Source organism: Geodermatophilus sp. URMC 63 (genome assembly GCF_053502565.1).
Window position 1 is genome coordinate 364,351 of the sequence record NZ_CP199956.1, and the last position, 18,368, is coordinate 382,718.

Genomic DNA, 18,368 nt, shown 5'->3' on the forward strand with positions numbered 1-18,368 from the left:
TTCAGGCCTCGCGCCAGCGGCTGGCCGCCTCCTGCAGCCCCGGGTCGGTGCGGGGCTCCACCACCCGGCCGGGCTCCTGCCGGACCGCCACGGCCGTCCCGGTGCCGCGCGCGGCGAGCAGGGCGGCGCCGACGGCCGAGGCGCTGCGCAGCGGCAGGTACCGCACCGGGACGCCGAGGACGTCGGCGAGGAGCTGCTGGACGACGGTCGAGCGCCCGCCCCCGCCGGTGAGGACGACGGGACCGCCGCCGCCGAGCAGGTCCGCCGCCGCGGCGACGGCGAACACGACACCCTCCACCGCGGCGCGGGCGAGGTCGGCGCGCGTGGTGCCCACGGTCAGCCCCGACCAGCTCCCCCGCGCGTCCGGGCCGGCCACCCCGCCACGCTCGCCGGTCAGGAACGGCCGGAAGACGACGCCCCCGGCCCCGGCCGGCACGCCCGCCGCGACCTCGAACAGCTCGGCGTCCCCGAGGCCCAGGACCCGGCCCACCCACGACCAGGCCAGGCCGGCGTTCTGCAGCGCGGCCATGCCGTACCAGCCCTGTCCGGTGTCGGCGTAGGAGTGCACGACCGGGTCCGTGGCCGGTGCGGGCCGCCACCCGGGCCGGAGCAGCTGCGCACCGGTGCCGAGGTTGACCTGGACGCCGGTCCGCGTGCCGGCCGCCAGCAGGGCCAGCGGGGTGTCCGCGCCGCCGACGACGACCGGCACCTCGGCGCCGGGCAGGTCGGCGGCGGGCAGGTCGGCGGCGCCGGCCACGGTCGTCCCGGGGACGACGGCGGGCAGCAGGCCCGGGTCGATCCCGGCGGCCGCCGTGGCCGCCGTCGACCAGCGGTCGCCGGGGACGTCCCAGAGCAGGGTCGCCGAGGCGTCGCTGCGGTCGGTGCGGCGCCAGTCGGCCCCGGGCAGGAGCATGGCGCGCAGCGCGTCCTTGGGGAGCAGCACGCCGCCGGCCCGCGCCAGCAGCTCGGGCCGGCGCGCGCCCAGCCAGGCCAGCAGCGGCCCGGTCATGCCGGGCACCAGCGGGTTGGCCAGCGCGGCGCAGTCGGCCGCGGGGAGCTCCCGCCACCGCTGCAGCTCGGCAGCGGCCCGCTGGTCGGGCCACAGCAGCGCCGGGGCGAGCGCCGTCCCGGCGTCGTCGACCAGCACGGCGCCGTGCATCTGCCCGGACAGCCCCAGCCCGCGGACGGTGGCGCCGCGCAGGGCCGGTGCCACCTGCTCGAGCGCGGCGTCCAGAGCCGCGCGCCACGTGCCGACGGCGGTCTCCGCCCAGCCGGGGTGCGGCCGGTCGACCGCGTAGCCGGCCTCCGCCTCCGCGACGGTCGCGCCGCCGGCGTCGAGCGCGACCAGCTTGAGCCCACTGGTCCCGAGGTCCGCGCCGAGCAGGACGTCGGTCACCGGGGGTGGTGGGCGAAGCCGCCGCTGCGGCCGTTGCGGTCGGCGAGGAGCCCGGCCAGGGTGCTCAGCGCGATCTCGGCCGGCGCGCGGGAACCGATGTCCAGCCCGATCGGCCGGTGCACCCGCGCGACCTCCTCGGGCGGGACGCCGAGCGCGGCCAGTGCGGCCACGTGCGGGCCCTCGTGCCGGGGGTTGCCCATCACGCCCACCCAGCGCACCCGGCGGGCCAGCGCGTCGCGCAGCACCTCGCCGAGCTCGGGGCGGTGGTGGTCGGTGACGACGACGTCGGCGTCGGAGAGGTCCTCGGTCAGGTCGTCGAGAGCGACGACGCCGGCCCCGCGGGACGGATCGGGGTCGAGCAGCACCGTGCGGAAGCCGAGCTCCGGTGCCCAGCGCTGCAGCACCTCGGCCACCGGCGAGGCGAAGACGGCGACCAGCACCCGGCCGGTGGGCGCCTCCGCCGGCGCCCCGTGCGCGACGCCGCAGGTCGCGTCGGTCACGTGCCCGCCGGTGCCGTGCTCATGGGTGACCTCGCGAGCTCGGTCACGACGCCTCCCCCAGGAAGCCGACCAGCGCCGCGGCGAAGGCCGGCGCCCGCAGCGCGGTCGAGTGGTCGCCGGGGACGACGGTCACCCGGGCACCGGGGATGGCCGCGGCGAGCACCTCGGGACGGACGGCCAGCGGGTCGGCGTCGCCGGCGAGGACGAGCGTGGGGGCGGTGATGGCGGCCAGGTCCGCGCCGTGGACGTGCACCGCCCGGGCGTGCGCAGCCAGGGCGCGCCGGTCGGCGTTGAGGGCGTCGGCCAGCCGGCGGTGGAAGACGGTGGCGGGATCCCGCACGTCGGCGACGTCGGCGGCCTCCAGCGCGGCGGCCAGCCCGGCCATGAGGACCGAGCGGCGCTCGAGGCCACCGGGCTCGACGAACGCGGCGCCGGCACCGCAGACCACCAGCCGGCGCACCCTCGCGTCGGTGGCCGCGGTCAGCATGGCGACCGTCGCCCCCATCGAGTAGCCGGCCAGGTCGAAGGAGTCGTGGCCGAGCGCGTCGGCCACCCGCCGCAGGTCGTCGGACATCCTGGCCTCCCCGTAGGCGGCGGGGTCGTGCGGCTTGTCCGACCTGCCGTGCCCGCGGGCGTCGACGCCGACGACCTCCCGCCCGGCCGACAGCAGGGCCGCGACCGCCCCGGTGCCGACCCAGTTGAGCCGGGTGTCGGCGACGAAGCCGTGCTGGAGGTACACGGGCGGCAGGTCACCGGCGGCGCCCCACCGGTGCACGGCGACCTCGACGCCGTCCGCGCCGGGCACGCGCAGGGTGCCGGTGGAGACGGTCACGCGGCGCGCTCGGGGCTGTCGCCGTAGGCGTAGGACGCGTCGACGTACCGGCCGCCCTGCGCGACCCCCGGCGGGGCGATCTCGCCCAGGCGCGCCAGGTCGGCGTCGGAGAGCCGCACGGCCGCCGCGCCGACGTTCTCCTCCAGGTATGGGCGCCGCTTGGTGCCGGGGATCGGCACGACGTCGTCGCCCTGCGCGAGCACCCAGGCCAGCGCCAGCTGCCCGGGACTGACGCCCTTCTCCTCCGCCATCGCCCGGACGGCGTCGACCAGCCGCAGGTTGGCGGCGAACGCCTCGCCGGTGAAGCGCGGGTGGCCGCGGCGCCAGTCGTCCTCGCCGAAGTCCTCCGGGCTGCGGATCGCCCCGGTGAGGAAGCCGCGGCCCAGCGGGCTGAACGGCACGATGCCGATCCCGTGCTCGCGGGCCACGCCGAGCACCTCCGCCTCCAGGTCGCGGGTCCACAGCGACCACTCGCTCTGCAGCGCGGCGACCGGGTGGACGGCGACGGCGCGGCGGATCGAGGTGGCCGAGGCCTCCGACAGCCCGAGGTGGCGGACCTTGCCCTGCTGCACCAGCTCGGCCATCGCGCCGACGGTGTCCTCGATCGGCACCCTGGGGTCAACCCGGTGCTGGTAGTAGAGGTCGATCACGTCGACGCCGAGCCGGCGCAGGCTGGCCTCGGCGCGGGCGCGCACGTTCTCCGGGCGGCCGTCGATGTCCATGCCGCCGCGGTCGTTGCGCGACAGGGAGAACTTCGTCGCCAGCTGCACCTCGTCGCGGCGGCCGCGGATCGCCTCGCCGACCAGCTCCTCGTTGTGCCCGTCGCCGTAGACGTCGGAGGTGTCGAGGAAGGTGACGCCGAGGTCGAGCGCCCGGTGGATCGTCGCGACCGACTCGTCGCGGTCGGCCGTGCCGTACATCTGGCTCATCCCCATGCAGCCGAGGCCGAGCGCGGAGACGACGAGGCCGTTCCGGCCGAGGGTGCGGGTACCGACGGGAGAGGTCATGCCCGCATCCTCGTCGCCGCGCGCGACACCCCGCCACCGCCCGGTTGTGCCCCGGGCCGACCGGGTAGCCGCCCCGGACAGCGACCTCCGGGAGGACCCATGAGCTCGAGCCCGCCCCGCCGCCGTACCGCCCGCCTGCTCGGCCTGGCCAGCCTGGGCCTGGGCACCTCGATGCTCGTGGACCCGGCGGGCGTCGCCCGGTTCGCCGGCGTCGACGACTCCCCCGTGGCCCTGCCGGTGGTCACCGCCGTCGGGGCCCGGGAGCTGGCGCACGCCGCCGGCCTGCTCGCCGGCCGGCCCGGGTGGGCCTGGACCCGCGTCCTCGGCGACGCCGTCGACCTGACCGTCCTGGGCACGGCACTGCAGAACCGGCGCGGGGAGCGCGAGCGCCGGCTGCGCTCCGTCGTGGTCGGCGCCTCCGCCCTGGCCGTGCTGGACCTGCTGACCGCGCTCGCCTCGCGGCGCGCCCGCACCACCGCGCCCGACCTCACGCCGGTGACCCGGCCGAGGACCGGCCTGGTGGCACCGCTGGTCGACGTCCGGGCGGCGCTGGCCGGCGAGCCCCGGCGGCCGGTGGCCCCGCGGCCCGACGTCCCGGCCGAGCGGATGCCCGACGCCCCGTAGGCGCGCCCGCCCGCGGTCAGCGCCTGGCCAGGCCGTCGATCCGCGCCACCTCGTCGTCCGACAGGGAGAGGTCCCCGATCGCCAGGTTGGCCCGGATCCGCTCCGCGGTCGCCGACTTGGGGATGACGACGACGCCGTGCTCGACGTGCCAGCGCAGCACCACCTGCGCCGGGGTCACGCCGTGGGCCTCGGCGACCTCGCGCAGCACCGGGTCGGCGAGGTCGGTGTTCGTGAACGGGCTGTAGCCCTCCAGGACGACGCCGCGCTCCCGGTGCCCGGCCTCGACGGCGGCGTCGTAGCGCGACGGCGCCCAGCTGACCTGGTTGACCGCCGGCCGCACGCCGCTCGCCTCGGCGAGCCGGTCGACCTGGTCCAGCGAGTAGTTGCTGACGCCGACCGCCCGGGCCCGCCCGGCCTCGCGGGCCTCGACGAAGCGCTGCCACAGGTCCTCCCCGGCACCCCCGGGCGGCCAGTGCACCAGCCACAGGTCGACCGCGTCGACGCCGAGCGCGTCGAGGGACGCCGTCAGCGTCCGCTCGGCCCGGCCGGCCTCACGGGGCGGCAGCTTGGTGGTCACGAAGACCTCGTCGCGGTCGACCCCCGAGTCGCGCAGCGCCCGCCCGACCTCGGCCTCGTTGCGGTACATCGTCGCGGTGTCCAGGTGCCGGTACCCGGCGTCGAGGGCGGTCCGGACGGCGTCGTAGCACCCGGCGCCGGTCATCTGCCAGGTGCCGAAGCCGAGCAGGGGCATGGCGCCGCCGCCGTCGAGCGGCACGGTGGGGAGGCTCGCGGTCACCCCGCTGCCCTGCCCGTGCCCGCCGGCGGCGACACGTGCCCTCAGCGGACGGACCCGGTCAGGAACCCGTCGACCACCGTCGCCAGCTCCGGAGCGGTGGCGACGTCGTAGTGGGTGCGCCCCGGCAGGACCGCCAGCCGGGACGCCGGGCGCCCGGCGCCGTCCCAGCCGGGGTCGCGCAGCCCGCCGCCGAGCAGTCCGTAGAACTCCGCGGCGTGCGCCGGCGGGACGCTGTCGCAGTCGCCGTAGGCGAGGAGCACGGGGGCGGTGATCGCGCGCACCTCGTCGCTCCAGTCGTAGGGGGTGCGCAGCAGGTCGCCCGTCTTGTCCATGAGGGCCGGGAACGCGTCGACGTCGGGCGCCACGGCGGCGTAGGCGTCGTACACCGGCGACTGCCGCATCCACTCGAACCCGGCGCTGCTGACGCCGGCCATCCCCTCCAGGACGTCGGGCAGCCAGCCCTCGCGGCGGCACGGCGCCGCCACCACGACCAGGCGGCGCACCAGCTCCGGGTGCCGGATCGTGGCGCGCAGGCTCACCCCGCCGCCGAGGGAGTAGCCCATCAGGTCGACGGGCCCCAGGTCCAGGTGCCGCACGAGGGCGGCCACGTCGTCGGCCAGGACGTCCCAGGAGAAGGGCCGGTCGACGTCGGCGGTGCGGCCGTGCCCCTGCGGCTCGACGGCGACCACCCGCCGGTGCGCGGCCAGCCGCTCCAGGACCCCGCCCCACGCCTCGACCACCCCGAAGCCGCCGTGCACCGCCACCAGCGGGGTGCCGCCCTCCCCCAGGCTCCGCCAGTACGCCCGCACGCCGCCGGTCACCGGTGCGTACCCCTCGTCGACCCGCAGGCCCGTCGTCGTCATGCGGGGTGGGACGGCCGGACCCGCCGGAACTCATCGGAGGTGGTGGGATGGGAGAGGTCGAAGGCGCCCGTCCGGGCCCCGGCGAGGAGGTCGCGTGCAGTACGTCGAGAACGTCATCGAGCTGGTGGGGAACACCCCGCTGGTCCGGTTGACGTCCGTGACCCGTCACCTCGGGCCGGACGCGCCGCTGGTGCTGGCCAAGGTCGAGTACCTCAACCCCGGCGGCTCGGTGAAGGACCGCATCGCCGTGCGGATGGTCGACGCCGCGGAGGCCAGCGGCGCGCTGCGGCCCGGCGGGACGATCGTGGAGCCGACCAGCGGCAACACCGGCATCGGTCTGGCGCTGGTCGCCCAGCAGCGCGGCTACCGCTGCGTCTTCGTCTGCCCCGACAAGGTGGGCAAGGAGAAGATCGACGTGCTCAAGGCCTACGGCGCCGAGGTGCACGTCTGCCCGACCGCCGTCGACCCGGCCGACCCGCGCTCCTACTACTCGGTCTCCGACCGGCTGGCCCGCGAGACGCCCGGCGGGTGGAAGCCCGACCAGTACGCCAACCCGGCCAACCCGCGGTCGCACTACGAGAGCACCGGTCCGGAGATCTGGGCCCAGACCGAGGGGCGGGTGACCTGCTTCGTCACCGGCGTCGGCACCGGCGGCACGATCAGCGGCACCGGCCGCTACCTCAAGGAGGCCTCCGGCGGGCGGGTGCGCGTGGTCGGCGTCGACCCGCAGGGCTCGGTCTACTCCGGCGGCACCGGGCGGCCCTACCTGGTGGAGGGCGTGGGCGAGGACTTCTGGCCCGACGCCTACGACCGCAGCATCGCCGACGAGATCGTCGCCGTCAGCGACGGCGACTCCTTCGCGATGACCCGGCGGCTGGCCCGCGAGGAGGGGCTGCTGGTGGGTGGATCGTGCGGCATGGCGGTGGCCGGCGCGCTGCGCGCCGCCGAGCGCCTGACGCGGGACGACGTCGTCGTCGTCCTCCTCCCGGACGGCGGGCGCGGCTACCTCGGCAAGATCTACAACGACGACTGGATGGCCGACTACGGCTTCCTCGAGCAGGCCACGCAGGGCACCGTCGGCGAGCTGCTGGCCCAGAAGGGCGGGGCGACGCCGGAGCTCGTGCACACCCACCCGAACGAGACGGTGCGCGACGCCATCGACATCCTCCGCGAGTACGGCGTCAGCCAGCTGCCGGTGGTGCGCGCCGAGCCGCCGGTGACCGCCGGCGAGGTCGTCGGGTCGGTCGAGGAGAAGACGCTGCTCGACGCGCTGTTCGCCGGGCGGGCCAGCCTCGCCGACCGGGTGGAGCGGCACATGTCCCCGCCGCTGCCGATCATCGGCTCCGGCGAGCCGGTCAGCGCCGCGGTGGCGGCCCTGGGGACGGCGGACGCGCTGCTCGTGCACGAGGAGGGCAAGCCGGCCGGCGTGGTCACCCGGCAGGACGTGCTCGGGCACCTGGCCGGCACGTCCTCCGCGGCACCGGCCCCTACCGTCGGGGCATGACCTCCTCGGCCGGCTCCCCCGGCTTCAACACCCGCGCCATCCACGCCGGGCAGGACCCGGACCCGGCCACCGGCGACGTCGTCGTCCCCCTGCACCTGGCGACGACCTTCAAGCAGGACGGCGTCGGCGGCCTGCGCGGGGGCTACGAGTACGCGCGCAGCGGCAACCCCACCCGGACGGCGCTGCAGGAGGCGCTGGCCGCCCTCGAGGAGGGCCGGACCGGGCTGGCGTTCGCCTCCGGCCTGGCCGCCGAGGACACCCTGCTGCGCACGGTGTGCCAGCCGGGCAGCCACGTCGTCCTCGGCGGGGACGCCTACGGCGGCACGTTCCGGCTCATCTCCCGGGTGGCCTCGCGCTGGGGGGTGGAGCACACGCCGGCCGACCTCAACGACGTCGACGCGCTGCGGGCGGCGATCCGTCCGGAGACGCGGCTGGTCTGGTGCGAGACGCCGACCAACCCGCTGCTCAACGTCGCCGACATCGCGCTGGTCGCCGAGGTCGCGCACGACGCCGGTGCGCTGCTCGTGGTCGACAACACCTTCGCCTCGCCCTATCTGCAGCGGCCGCTGACCCTCGGGGCCGACGTCGTCGTGCACTCGACGACGAAGTACCTGGGCGGGCACTCCGACGTCGTCGGCGGCGCGCTGGTCGTCGGGGACGACGAGGAGCTCGCCGAGCAGCTGGCCTACCACCAGAACGCGATGGGCGCGGTCTCCGGTCCCCTGTCGGACTGGCTGGTGCTGCGCGGCATCAAGACCCTCGGCGTCCGCATGGACCGCCACCAGGACAACGCCGGGCGGATCGCCGAGCACCTGCTCGCCCACGACGCCGTGTCGCGCGTCCTCTACCCGGGCCTGCCCGACCACCCCGGGCACGACATCGCGGCGAAGCAGATGTCCGGCCCCGGCGGGATGCTGTCGTTCCGGCTGGCCGGCGGCGAGGAGGCGGCGCTGCGGGTGTGCGAGCGGGCCCGGCTGTTCACGCTGGCCGAGTCCCTGGGCGGGGTCGAGTCGCTGATCGAGCACCCGCACCGGATGACCCACGCCAGCGCGGCGGGCTCCCCGCTGGAGGTGCCGGCCGACCTGGTGCGGCTCTCGGTGGGCATCGAGGACGTCGAGGACCTGCTCGCCGACCTCGACCAGGCGCTGGGCTGACGGCCCCCGTGCAGGGGCCCGCCGCGAGCCTGCGAGCGGTGGGGGGCACGGGGGTCCTTCCTCACCTCCGTGCGGTGAGGATGCGGGGGCCGTCGTCGGTGACCGCCACGGTGTGCTCGACGTGCGCGGCCCGGCTGCCGTCGGCGCTGCGCAGCGTCCAGCCGTCGGCGTCCACCCGGTAGTCGTCGCTCCCGCCGGCGAGGAACCACGGCTCGATGGCGATGACCAGCCCCGGGCGCAGCGGCAGCCCGCGGCCGGGCCGGCCCTCGTTCGGCACGGACGGCGGCTCGTGCATGGACCGGCCCACGCCGTGCCCGCCCTGGTCGGTGTTGATGCCGCAGCCCCCGGCGCGGCCGACCGCGCCGATGGCGGCCGAGACGTCGCCGACCCGGTTGCCGACGACCGCCGCGGCGATCCCGGCCGCCAGCGCGCGCTCGGTGGTCGCGACCAGCTCGAGGTCCTCCGGCCGCGGCGTGCCCACCGGGAAGGTGGTCGCGGAGTCGCCCACCCAGCCGTCGAGGGTGGCCCCCGCGTCGACGCTCAGCAGGTCGCCGTCCTCGAGCTCCTGGGTCGTCGGGATGCCGTGCAGCGCGACGTCGTTGACCGACAGGCAGACCACCCCGGGGAACGGCGGCGTGGTGGACAGCGGCGCGTAGCCGAGGAACGGCGAGCCGGCACCGGCGTCGGCGAGCACACCGCGCGCGACCTCGTCCAGCCGGGTCAGCCGGACACCCGGTGCGGCGGCGGCACGGACGGCGGCCAGCACGTCGGCCACGACCGCCCCGGCGGCGCGCATCGCGTCCAGCTCCCCCGGCGTGCGCAACTCGATCACCGGCGTCCTCCACCTACCCCTCGACGGACAGCGCTCCGGTCGGGCACTGCGCGATCGCGTCGCGGACGGCGGAGTCGTCGTCCGGCTCCTCCTGCAGCACCCGCACCGCGCCGTCGTCGTCGTCGACCTCGAACACCTCCGGCGCGAGCAGCTCGCACTGCCCCGAGCCCACGCAGATCTCGCGGTCGGCGGTGACCCGCATCAGCGCAGCCCGGTCAGCCGCGCCGGGAGGTGCTTGAGCCCGTTGACGAACGACGAGCGCAGCCGGTCGGGCGGGCCGGTCACCTCCAGGTCGGGCAGCTGGTCGAAGATCGCCCGGAAGGTCACCTGCAGCTCGCGGCGGGCCAGGTGGGCGCCCAGGCAGAAGTGCGGCCCCTTGGACCCGAAGCCCACGTGCGGGTTGGGGTCGCGGCCGACGTCGAAGCGCTGCGGGTCGGCGAAGACGGCCGGGTCGCGGTTGGCGGCGTTGTAGAACAGCAGGAACTTCTCCCCCGCCGTGAACCGGTGCCCGCCGACCTCGCCGTCCCGGGTGGCGGTGCGGCGCATCCAGGTGACCGGGCTGACCCAGCGCACCACCTCCTCGACGGCGGTGCGGTCCAGTGACGGGTCGGCGGCCCACCGCGCCCACTCCTGCGGCCACTCCGACAGCGCCAGCAGGCCCTGGGAGATCGCGTTGCGGGTGGTCTCGTTGCCGGCCACCAGCAGCAGGATGAAGAACGACGCGATCTCCTGGTGCGTGAGCCGCTCGCCGTCGACCTCGGACCGCACCAGCGCGGTGGTGAGGTCGTCGCGGGGGTCGGCGACCCGCTCGGCGGCCAGCCGCTCCATGAGCGCGGCCATCTCCATGCCGGCGGTGAGGAAGGCGGTCAGCGGGTCGTCGTCCTCGATGAGGTCCGGGTCGCCGCCGGAGAGGATGACGTTGGACCGCGCGAGCACGCCGGGCCGGTCCTCCTCGGGGACGCCCATCATGTCGCAGATGACCCGCAGCGGGATCGGCGCGGCAAGGTCGGTGACCACGTCGATCACCCCGCCGTCCGCCTCCGCCGTCGCCCGCGCACGGGCGAGGACGTCGTCGACCACGGCGCGGACGGAGTCCAGCGTCCGCTCGAGCATCCGCGGGGTGAACGTCTTGGACACGATGCGGCGGATCTTGGCGTGCCGAGGGTCGTCCATGCTGATCAGCGAGCCGTAGAACTCGTGCAGCTCGGCGGGGACGTCCTGCATGGACACCGCGCCCTGGCCCGAGCAGAACAGCGCCGGCTGCGAGCTGATCGCCTCCAGGTCGGCGTAGCGGGTGACCGCGTGGTACCCGGGCCCGGCCGGGATGCCGGGCAGGTCGGGCTCGGCGAAGAAGGCGAAGGGCTGCTCGGCGCGCAGCCGGTCGAGTGCCGCGTGCCGCTCCTGCGCCGGGCGGACCCACCAGTCCCGGTCGGAGAGGTCGACGGTGGAGAGGTCGACGTCCTCGGGTGCGACGGTCACGGGCGGGCCTCCAGGGTCGGGCGGGGGAACGGTCAGGCCACGCTAGAGACCACGCCCTGTGACCGGCAACACACCCCGTCGTCAGCGCCCCGAGCGGGCGACAGCCGCCCCCCGGGTGTCAGGAGCTGTGGTCGACCAGGTCGCCGTACTCCGGGTGGCGCTCGATCCAGCCGCGGACGAACGAGCAGCGCGCCACGACCCGGCCGCCCTTCTCCCGGACGTCGTCGAGGGCGGCCCGGACGAGCTTCCCGCCCAGGCCCGACCCCTCGGCGCCGGGGTCGATCTCGGTGTGGGTGAAGACCACCTGCTCGCCGTGGCGATGGTAGGCGGCCAGGCCCAGCAGGCGGTCGCCGTCGCGGATCTCGTAGCGCTCGGCGTCCGGGGCGTCGTGCACGGTCGGTTCCATGCCGTGCGCCAACCGCCGCGGCGCCCGGGCTGTTCCGGACACACGACGAGGGCCCCGGAGCGGGTGCTCCGGGGCCCTCATGCCAGTAGCGGGGACAGGATTCGAACCTGTGACCTCTGGGTTATGAGCCCAGCGAGCTACCGAGCTGCTCCACCCCGCGTCGGTGAGACCGACTGTACACGCTCCCGCGCGCCCCCTGGGCACCGGCCGGACACCGGCCGACCCCGGCCCTCGGGAGGGCCGGGATCCGCCGGTCGTCCTCAGGCGGCCGTGCGCGCGCCGGCCGCCGCCGGCTCCTCCGCCCGCCGGCCCGGCTGCTCGGCCGCGCCGCCGGAGGGGACCCGGCGGGTCCGGGCCCGCAGCAGCCGCGACAGAGCCGTCGGCTGGCCGAAGGCCGCGGTGAGCCGGTCGAGGAAGATCGCGAGCAGGACGACGGCGAGGCCGCCCTCGAACCCGGAGGCGACGTCGAGCTGGGTCACCGCCCGCACCACCACCGCGCCGAGGCCGGCGGCGCCGAGCAGCCCGGCCGTGACGACCATCGACAGTGCCAGCATGATCACCTGGTTGACGCCGGCCATGATCGACGGCAGCGCGAGCGGCAGCTGGACCTCCCGCAGGACCTGACCGGGCCGGGCGCCGAAGGCGTGCGCCGCCTCGACGACCTCCCGGTCGACCTGCCGGATGCCCAGCTCGGTCAGCCGGACGCCGGGCGGGATGGCGAACAGGATGGTCGCCACGACGCCGGGCACGACGCCCACGCCGAAGAAGAAGACGGCCGGGATGAGGTACACGAACACCGGCGTCGTCTGCATGAAGTCCAGGACCGGCCGGACGGCGACGCTGAGCGCGCGGTTGCGGGCCGCCAGGATCCCGATCGGCACCCCGATCGCCGTGGCGATCACCGCGGCCACGAGGACCAGCGCGAGGGTCTGCATCGTCTCGGTCCACAGCTCGAGGGAGATCACGAGCAGGAACGCCACCACCGTGTAGACCGCCAGCCCCCACCCGCGGACGACGAGCGCCACGAGCGTGAAGACGGTGAGCCACACGACGGGCGGTGGGGTGACCAGCAGGTCGGTCAGGCCGTCGACGAGGGCCGACATGACCGTCGAGACGGCGTCGAACAGCCACGGCACCGTGGCCAGCAGCCAGTCGATGAGGTCGGCTACCCACCGGCCCAGGGGGATGTGCGGGATCATCAGCCCTCCCGTCGTGCGGGGACGGCGGCGAGCGCGTCGAGCACCGCCGCCCGTGGCACCACGCCCAGCAGCCGCCCGTCGTCGTCCACGACACCCAGCGGCACCGGGTGCCGACCGACGAGGTGGACGAACTCGACCAGCGGGCGGTCCGGCGCGGTGGTGGTGTAGTCGCCGACCAGTTCGCGCGGGCCGACGGCCGTCCGGCCCTCCTGGCGCGCCCGGGCGAGCAGGTCGTCGCGCGCCACGCCCGCGATGCGCCGGTGGTCGTCGAGGACGTACACGCCGTTGGCCTCCGCGGCCCCGAGGGCGCGCAGCACCTCCCCCGGGGACTCGCCGAGCCGGGCGGTCATCCGCGGCTCGCGCAGCAGGTCCCCCGCGGTGAGCACGCGGGTGCGGTCGACGTCGGAGGTGAAGTCGGCGACGTAGGCGTCGGCGGGCGCGGAGATGATCTCCGGCCCGGTGCCCAGCTGGACCGTGCGCCCGTCCTTGAGCATGAGGATCCGGTCGCCGAGCCGCATGGCCTCGTTGAGGTCGTGGGTGATGAAGACGATGGTCTTCGACAGCTCCGACTGCAGCCGCTCCAGCAGGTCCTGCATGTCGCGGCGGATCAGCGGGTCCAGCGCGGAGAACGGCTCGTCCATGAGCAGCACCTCCGAGTCGGCGGCCAACGCGCGGGCCAGGCCCACGCGCTGGCGCATGCCGCCGGAGAGCTGGTCGGGCCGGGCGTCGGCCCGCTCGAGCAGCCCCACCGTCTCCAGCGCCCAGTCCGCCCGCTCGCGCTGCTGGGCGGCCGGGGCACCGCGCACCTTGAGCGCGTAGGCGGCGTTCTCCCGCACCGTGCGGTGCGGGAGCAGCGCGAAGTGCTGGAAGACCATGCTGATCTTCTCGTTGCGCACCGTGCGCAGCTGCGCGTCGTCGAGGGCACGCAGGTCGCGGCCCTCGACCTCGACGGTGCCGGCGCTGGGCTCGATCAGCCGGTTGAGCAGGCGGACGAGGGTGGACTTGCCCGACCCCGACAGGCCCATGACGACGAACAGCTCCCCGCGCAGGACGGAGAAGCTGACGTCGTGGACAGCGAGGGTCGCCCCGGTCCGCCGCTGGATCTCGTCACGCCCGAGACCCTCGCCGGCCAGCCGCAGCGCCTCCTGCTCGCGCGCCCCGAAGACCTTCGTCAGGCCCGAGACGCTCAGCACGGGCGGCGTCACGTCAGCCGACCCACTCGTCGATCTGGTCGCCGTGGTCGTCGACCCACTGCCGGGCGACGTCGGTGACCTCCTCGCCGTCGACGTCGACCTGCTTCTGCATCTGCTCCATCTCCTCGACGGAGATGCGCAGGTCGGTCAGCAGGCCGGCGAACTCGGGGGCCTGGTCCTGCAGCTCGGTGCTGGCGGCGATGTTGGCGCTGTACGACGGCATGGCGCAGGCGCCGTCGCCCTCGGGGGCCAGGCAGCCCTCGGTGTAGGGCGTGGGCTCCTCGAGCTGCACCATGTCGTACTGCGCGAAGACCGCGTGCGGGTGGTACAGGTACAGCACGATCGGCTCCTCACGGCTGTAGCTGTTCTCCAGCTGCGCCAGCTCGGCCGCCTCGCTCGCGACGACGTGCTCCAGGTCGATCCCGTAACCCTGCAGCCGCTTGGTGTTCTGCTCGGTGGTGATGTAGCCGGGGTCGGCGTCGTAGAACTTCCCGCCCAGCGCGTCGGCGTAGTCGTTGAGCTGGGTGACGCTGGTCAGCCCCTCCAGCGGGCCGCCCGGCGCGACGGCGTAGGCGGGCACGAACCAGCCCTGCGCGGCGTCGCCGTAGGTCTGCGACACGATCTCCACCTCGTCGCTCGCGCTGTCGGCGAGCTCCTGCTGGTTGGGCAGGGCGACCTCGGTCAGCAGGTCGATGTCACCGCGCTGGGCACCCGCCCAGGCCGCGGCCGGGTCCAGCTGCGTCGTCTGCAGCGACGCCACACCCAGCTCCGGGTGGTCGGAGGCGATCTCGCCGATGATGGAGTTGGTCAGGCCGGCGGCCGTCCAGCTGAACTGGGCGGTCTGGACGGTGATGCCGTCGGCACTGCCGGCGTCCTCCTCGGCGCTGCACCCGGTGACGGTCGCGGCGAGGAGGGCGGCCAGGGCCACCGCGGATGCGCGGGGACGGATCGTGGTGCGCAGCATGAGGTCTTCTCTCGGTGTGGCGCCGGGTGCGTGCTCACCCGGCGGGTGGTCGTGCGACGAGGCGCAGGCCCCCTCGGAGGGGACCTGCGCCTCGCCGTGCGGTCAGTTCTCGGGTACGAGCGTCGTGCAGGTGCCCGGTCAGGCGCCAGTCGGGCCGATCGGCCGGTCACCCCGGAGCGTGATGCGGTGCATGACCCGCCGCTGGTCGCCGTAGTCGCGGTTGGCGTAGTGCACGGTCGAGCGGTTGTCCCACATGACGACGTCGCCGACCGACCACCGGTGCCGCACGATGTGCTCCGGCTTGGTGATGTGCGCGTAGAACAGGTCGAGCAGGTGGCGGCTCTCGGCGTCGGAGACGTCCTTCAGGTGCGACACGAAGCCGGGGTTGACGAACAGGCCCTTGCGGCCGGTCTCCGGGTGCACCCGCACGACCGGGTGCTCGATCGGGACGAGGGCCTGGAACTGCTCCCCCTCCCACTTCGTCCGCTCCTCGCGCTGCGCGAGGTAGTAGCCGAACTCCCGCGTGCCGTCGTGCACCGCGACGAGCTGGTCGGCCAGGCGCCGCACCGGCTCGCTGAGCGACTCGTAGGCCAGCTCGAGGTCGGCCCACTGGGTGTCCCCACCGGTGGGCGGCAGGACGACCGCCCGCAGGACCGAGCCCAGCGGGGGGCGGCGCACGAAGGTGACGTCGGTGTGCCAGACGTCGGCGAAGCCGCCCGTGGAGCTGTCGAGCGCGTAGATCTCCGGGTGCTTCTCGTCGACGCCGGGGACGACGGGGTGCGACTCGGTGACCTCACCGAGGCGGCGGCCCAGCGCGATCTGGCCGTCGGGGTGCAGGTCGTGCTGGCCGGAGAAGAACAGCACCTTGTACTCGGCGAGGGCGGTCCGGATGGCGCGCACCTGGTCGTCGGTGGCCCGGCTGAGGTCGACGCCGTGGACGCGGGCGCCGATGGTCGGCTCGAGGCGCTCGAGGTCGAGACCGGCCGGTGCGGTGGCGTGCTGGACGAGGGGGGCGATGGTGGTCGTGGCGGCTGCGAGCAGGGTCATCTGAGGGCTCCGGGAACTGGGTGGCGGGTCTGGACGGACGTTCAGGCCGTACAGAGCGCGCTCGCGCACCGCAGCAGGTCGACGTGCCGGCGCTCGGCGAGCGCAATCCGCACAATCCCGACCAGGAACATGGGGATTACCGTAGCGTGCACCGGCGCCGCCGCGTCAGCGGGTCCGCGCGCGTCCTCGGCAACGGCACTCCGGGACTCCCCGGACCCCCCGCGCCTCCCTCCGGCCGACCTCTTCAGTCCCCGGCCGGCAGGTCCACCTGGACGCCGTCGCGCGCGGCCCGGTCGGCGGCGCAGGCGAGCGCGTGGCTGCGCAGCGCCTCCTCGTAGGGCACGCGGACCCGGGGCGCCCGGCCCGAGAGGACGTCGACGAACTCACGGTCCTCGGCGGCGATCGGGTCCTGGTCGGAGCGCACGACCTCCTCGCCGTCCGCCGTCACGATCCGCAGCTCGTGGTCGGTGAGCCCGCGCTCGGACACCTCCACGACCAGGCCGTCGGCCACGGCGTGCAAGGCGACCCGGTGCCGCCAGCCGAGCACGCGGGCGGAGGAGATGCTGCCCACGGCCCCGGAGCGGAAGCGCAGGAGGGCGCCGGCCGCGGCGGCGACGTCACCGGCTCCCCCGTCGGCCGCCTGCTCGGCCGCCACCACGGTTCCGACCTCGCCGACCAGGTGGCGGGCCAGGTCGAACAGGTGCGTCGTCTGCTCGACCACCTGACCGCCCGACCGCTCCCGCTGGGTCCACCACGGCACCCTCGGCGTCCGGTCCCACCAGTAGCCGGTGACCAGGTGCGCGGGGGCCGCGGCGAGCAGGTCGGCGGCCCGCTGCACGACGTCGAGGTGGCGCCAGTGGTACCCGGCCGCGGTGGCCAGGCCGCTGCCGGCCAGTCGCGCGGCCACCGCCTCGGCGGCCGGGAGGTCCGCCGCGAGCGGCTTCTCGACGAAGAACGGCAGCCGGCGGTCGATCGCCGCCGTCTCCAGCGGCCCGTGGGCGAACGGGGGGACGCACAGCCAGACGGCGTCGAGGTCCTCGGTCGCGAGCATGGCGAGCCCGTCGTCGTGGGCCCGCGCCCCGTAGCGGGCGGCGGTCTGCCCGGCCCGGTCCGGATCGACGTCGGCGACCGCCACGACCTCGACGTCGGGGAAGCCGGCCAGCGCCTGCAGGTGCAGCCCGGCGATGAAGCCGGTGCCGACGCAGCCGACCCGCAGCGCCCTCACTCCCGGCCCCCACCGGCCGGGCGCAGCGCCGACTCGTACACCGCGAGCGTCTCGGCGGCCATCCGCTCGCGGCCGAAGCAGGTCAGGTAGCGCTGCCGTCCGGCGGCGCCCTGACGGCGGCGCAGCCCCGGGTCGGCGAGCAGGTCCCCGATCGCGGCTCCGAGGGCGGCCGGGCGGGCCGGGGGCACGAGGACGCCGGTGACCCCGTCGTCGACGGCCTCCGAGCTGCCGATCACGCGGGTGGCGACGACGGGCAGCCCGGCCTCCATGGCCTCCAGCACGACCAGCGGCAGGCCCTCGTGCCGCGACGGCAGGACGAACACGTCGGCCGCCGCCAGCAGCAGCCGGGCATCGGGGCGGTGCCCGGCGAACCGGACGACGTCGGCGACACCCAGCCCGGAGGCCTGCTTGGCCAGGGCCTCGCGCAGCGGGCCGTCGCCCAGCACGACGACGGCCAGGTCGGGGAACCGCGCGACGAGGTCGGGGACGGCGTCGACGAGGTGGCACTGGCCCTTCATGTGGGTGAGCCGGCCGACGGTCATCACGACGGGCTGCCGCGGGTCCAGGCCCAGGACCTCCCGGGCCGACGGCCGCTGCGTCCGCACCCGGACGGGAGCGATCCCGTTGAGCACGGTGGTGAACCGCTCGGGCGGCACCCCGATCCGCTCGTAGGTCCGGCGCAGCGCCTCGGAGACCGCGATCAGCCGGTCGACCGGCTCGACGGCCACGTGGTAGGCCCGGCGCTTGCGCGGCGAGGACAGCAGGTAGGGCAGGTGCTGCGTCTGCACGACGGCGCGGCAGCCGGCGGCGCGGGCGAGGCGGACGCCGTCCCAGTTCTCGGCGCCGGTCCCGACGTGGCAGTGGAAGACGTCGGCCGGGTGTGCGGCGAGGAACCGCGACACCGTGGGGCCGAACGCCGGGTCGCGGGGGGACGGCAGGCCCAGCGTGCGGGCGCCCAGCGCGGTGGCCCGGTCGAGCAGCCACCGGGCCCGGGACGTCGCGCGGCCCATCAGCGACACGTCCATCGACCCGGCGAACGAGGCGACCAGGTCGAGGACGTGTGCGCCCATCCCCGAGGGGTCCGTCGACGGCGTGTACAGGCACAGGGAAGGCGACACCCACCCTCCTCGCGGTCCGGGTCCCGGCGTCTCCGGGAGCGGCCGAACCTACTGGCTCGGCGCGCGCACGGCACGGCGTGGAGCTGTGGGAACCGGTGCCCACCCGTCGGGCGCCCACCCCGCACCGCGACAGCACCCGCTCCCGGCCCCCGAGGGGCCGGGGGCACGGGCAGGTGCACACCCCGCTCCGGTCCCAGGCTGCAGCGCCGGCGCCGATCAGGAGACCGCG

20 protein-coding genes and 1 tRNA gene are annotated in these 18,368 nt (G+C 75.7%); 3 read left to right on the top strand and 18 right to left on the bottom strand.

Annotated elements, in window-relative coordinates:
- Nucleotide 1 precedes the first annotated feature (1 nt).
- The 4 genes from ACWIZO_RS01755 to ACWIZO_RS01770 are packed head-to-tail and all read right to left on the bottom strand — an operon-like array spanning nt 2 to nt 3,735.
- Nucleotides 2-1,396, bottom strand: coding sequence for an FGGY family carbohydrate kinase (locus ACWIZO_RS01755; protein WP_448640834.1), 1,395 nt, complete (start codon nt 1,394-1,396; stop codon nt 2-4).
- Nucleotides 1,393-1,896, bottom strand: a complete 504-nt coding sequence (locus ACWIZO_RS01760) for an XdhC family protein (RefSeq protein ID WP_448640835.1) — start codon at nt 1,894-1,896, stop codon at nt 1,393-1,395. Before ACWIZO_RS01760 ends, ACWIZO_RS01755 begins: the two co-directional genes overlap by 4 nt.
- Nucleotides 1,897-1,939: 43 nt before the next feature.
- Complete coding sequence (locus ACWIZO_RS01765) at nt 1,940-2,728, bottom strand: alpha/beta fold hydrolase (protein ID WP_448640836.1); 789 nt, start codon at nt 2,726-2,728, stop codon at nt 1,940-1,942.
- Nucleotides 2,725-3,735: an aldo/keto reductase gene (locus ACWIZO_RS01770; protein WP_448640837.1), complete on the bottom strand. Its 1,011-nt coding sequence runs from the start codon at nt 3,733-3,735 to the stop codon at nt 2,725-2,727. The genes ACWIZO_RS01765 and ACWIZO_RS01770 overlap by 4 nt, the downstream gene beginning before the upstream one ends.
- 99 nt (nt 3,736-3,834) lie before the next feature.
- On the opposite strand from ACWIZO_RS01770, the gene ACWIZO_RS01775 reads away from it, so the two are divergent.
- Complete coding sequence (locus tag ACWIZO_RS01775) at nt 3,835-4,359, top strand: hypothetical protein (protein WP_448640838.1); 525 nt, start codon at nt 3,835-3,837, stop codon at nt 4,357-4,359.
- 16 nt (nt 4,360-4,375) lie between these two features.
- Here ACWIZO_RS01775 and ACWIZO_RS01780 read toward each other — a convergent pair whose 3' ends face one another.
- Together ACWIZO_RS01780 and ACWIZO_RS01785 are read right to left on the bottom strand one after the other, a co-directional pair.
- Nucleotides 4,376-5,155 (bottom strand): aldo/keto reductase, encoded by a 780-nt coding sequence (locus ACWIZO_RS01780; RefSeq protein WP_448640839.1) that lies wholly within the window; start codon nt 5,153-5,155, stop codon nt 4,376-4,378.
- 41 nt (nt 5,156-5,196) lie between these two features.
- A complete protein-coding gene (locus tag ACWIZO_RS01785; RefSeq protein ID WP_448640840.1) occupies nt 5,197-6,018 on the bottom strand; it encodes an alpha/beta fold hydrolase in 822 nt (273 codons plus the stop codon).
- A gap of 94 nt (nt 6,019-6,112) precedes the next feature.
- On the opposite strand from ACWIZO_RS01785, the gene ACWIZO_RS01790 reads away from it, so the two are divergent.
- Nucleotides 6,113-7,522, top strand: coding sequence for a cystathionine beta-synthase (locus ACWIZO_RS01790; RefSeq protein WP_448640841.1), 1,410 nt, complete (start codon nt 6,113-6,115; stop codon nt 7,520-7,522).
- A complete protein-coding gene (locus tag ACWIZO_RS01795; RefSeq protein ID WP_448640842.1) occupies nt 7,519-8,676 on the top strand; it encodes a cystathionine gamma-synthase in 1,158 nt (385 codons plus the stop codon). The genes ACWIZO_RS01790 and ACWIZO_RS01795 overlap by 4 nt, the downstream gene beginning before the upstream one ends.
- A gap of 61 nt (nt 8,677-8,737) precedes the next feature.
- On the opposite strand, the gene map is transcribed toward ACWIZO_RS01795, so the two are convergent.
- The 12 genes from map to ACWIZO_RS01855 form a co-directional block, all read right to left on the bottom strand.
- Entirely contained in the window at nt 8,738-9,508 is a 771-nt protein-coding gene (gene map, locus ACWIZO_RS01800; RefSeq protein WP_448640843.1) for a type I methionyl aminopeptidase, read from the bottom strand.
- A 13-nt stretch (nt 9,509-9,521) separates the two neighbouring features.
- The gene (locus ACWIZO_RS01805) at nt 9,522-9,710 is read right to left on the bottom strand and encodes a ferredoxin (RefSeq protein ID WP_448640844.1); all 189 of its coding nucleotides are present in this window, start codon (nt 9,708-9,710) and stop codon (nt 9,522-9,524) included.
- Nucleotides 9,710-10,987, bottom strand: coding sequence for a cytochrome P450 (locus ACWIZO_RS01810; RefSeq protein ID WP_448640845.1), 1,278 nt, complete (start codon nt 10,985-10,987; stop codon nt 9,710-9,712). Before ACWIZO_RS01810 ends, ACWIZO_RS01805 begins: the two co-directional genes overlap by 1 nt.
- Before the next feature lie 118 nt (nt 10,988-11,105).
- Complete coding sequence (locus ACWIZO_RS01815; protein WP_448640846.1) at nt 11,106-11,393, bottom strand: GNAT family N-acetyltransferase; 288 nt, start codon at nt 11,391-11,393, stop codon at nt 11,106-11,108.
- A gap of 86 nt (nt 11,394-11,479) precedes the next feature.
- Nucleotides 11,480-11,553, bottom strand: a tRNA-Met gene (locus ACWIZO_RS01820).
- A gap of 100 nt (nt 11,554-11,653) precedes the next feature.
- Nucleotides 11,654-12,592 (bottom strand): ABC transporter permease, encoded by a 939-nt coding sequence (locus tag ACWIZO_RS01825; RefSeq protein WP_448640847.1) that lies wholly within the window; start codon nt 12,590-12,592, stop codon nt 11,654-11,656.
- Complete coding sequence (locus tag ACWIZO_RS01830) at nt 12,592-13,797, bottom strand: quaternary amine ABC transporter ATP-binding protein (protein WP_448640848.1); 1,206 nt, start codon at nt 13,795-13,797, stop codon at nt 12,592-12,594. Before ACWIZO_RS01830 ends, ACWIZO_RS01825 begins: the two co-directional genes overlap by 1 nt.
- 1 nt (nt 13,798) lies before the next feature.
- Complete coding sequence (locus ACWIZO_RS01835; protein WP_448640849.1) at nt 13,799-14,749, bottom strand: glycine betaine ABC transporter substrate-binding protein; 951 nt, start codon at nt 14,747-14,749, stop codon at nt 13,799-13,801.
- Between the two features lie 138 nt (nt 14,750-14,887).
- On the bottom strand, nt 14,888-15,796 hold the full coding sequence (locus ACWIZO_RS01840) for a TauD/TfdA dioxygenase family protein (RefSeq protein WP_448640850.1): 909 nt from the start codon (nt 15,794-15,796) through the stop codon (nt 14,888-14,890).
- Between the two features lie 41 nt (nt 15,797-15,837).
- Complete coding sequence (locus ACWIZO_RS01845) at nt 15,838-15,927, bottom strand: putative leader peptide (RefSeq protein ID WP_448640851.1); 90 nt, start codon at nt 15,925-15,927, stop codon at nt 15,838-15,840.
- 113 nt (nt 15,928-16,040) lie between these two features.
- Nucleotides 16,041-17,021 carry a Gfo/Idh/MocA family protein gene (locus ACWIZO_RS01850; protein WP_448640852.1) on the bottom strand — a complete coding sequence of 327 codons (981 nt, stop codon included), beginning with the start codon at nt 17,019-17,021 and terminating at the stop codon, nt 16,041-16,043.
- Nucleotides 17,018-18,139 (bottom strand): glycosyltransferase family 4 protein, encoded by a 1,122-nt coding sequence (locus ACWIZO_RS01855; protein ID WP_448640853.1) that lies wholly within the window; start codon nt 18,137-18,139, stop codon nt 17,018-17,020. Before ACWIZO_RS01855 ends, ACWIZO_RS01850 begins: the two co-directional genes overlap by 4 nt.
- Between the last annotated feature and the right edge of the window lie 229 nt (nt 18,140-18,368).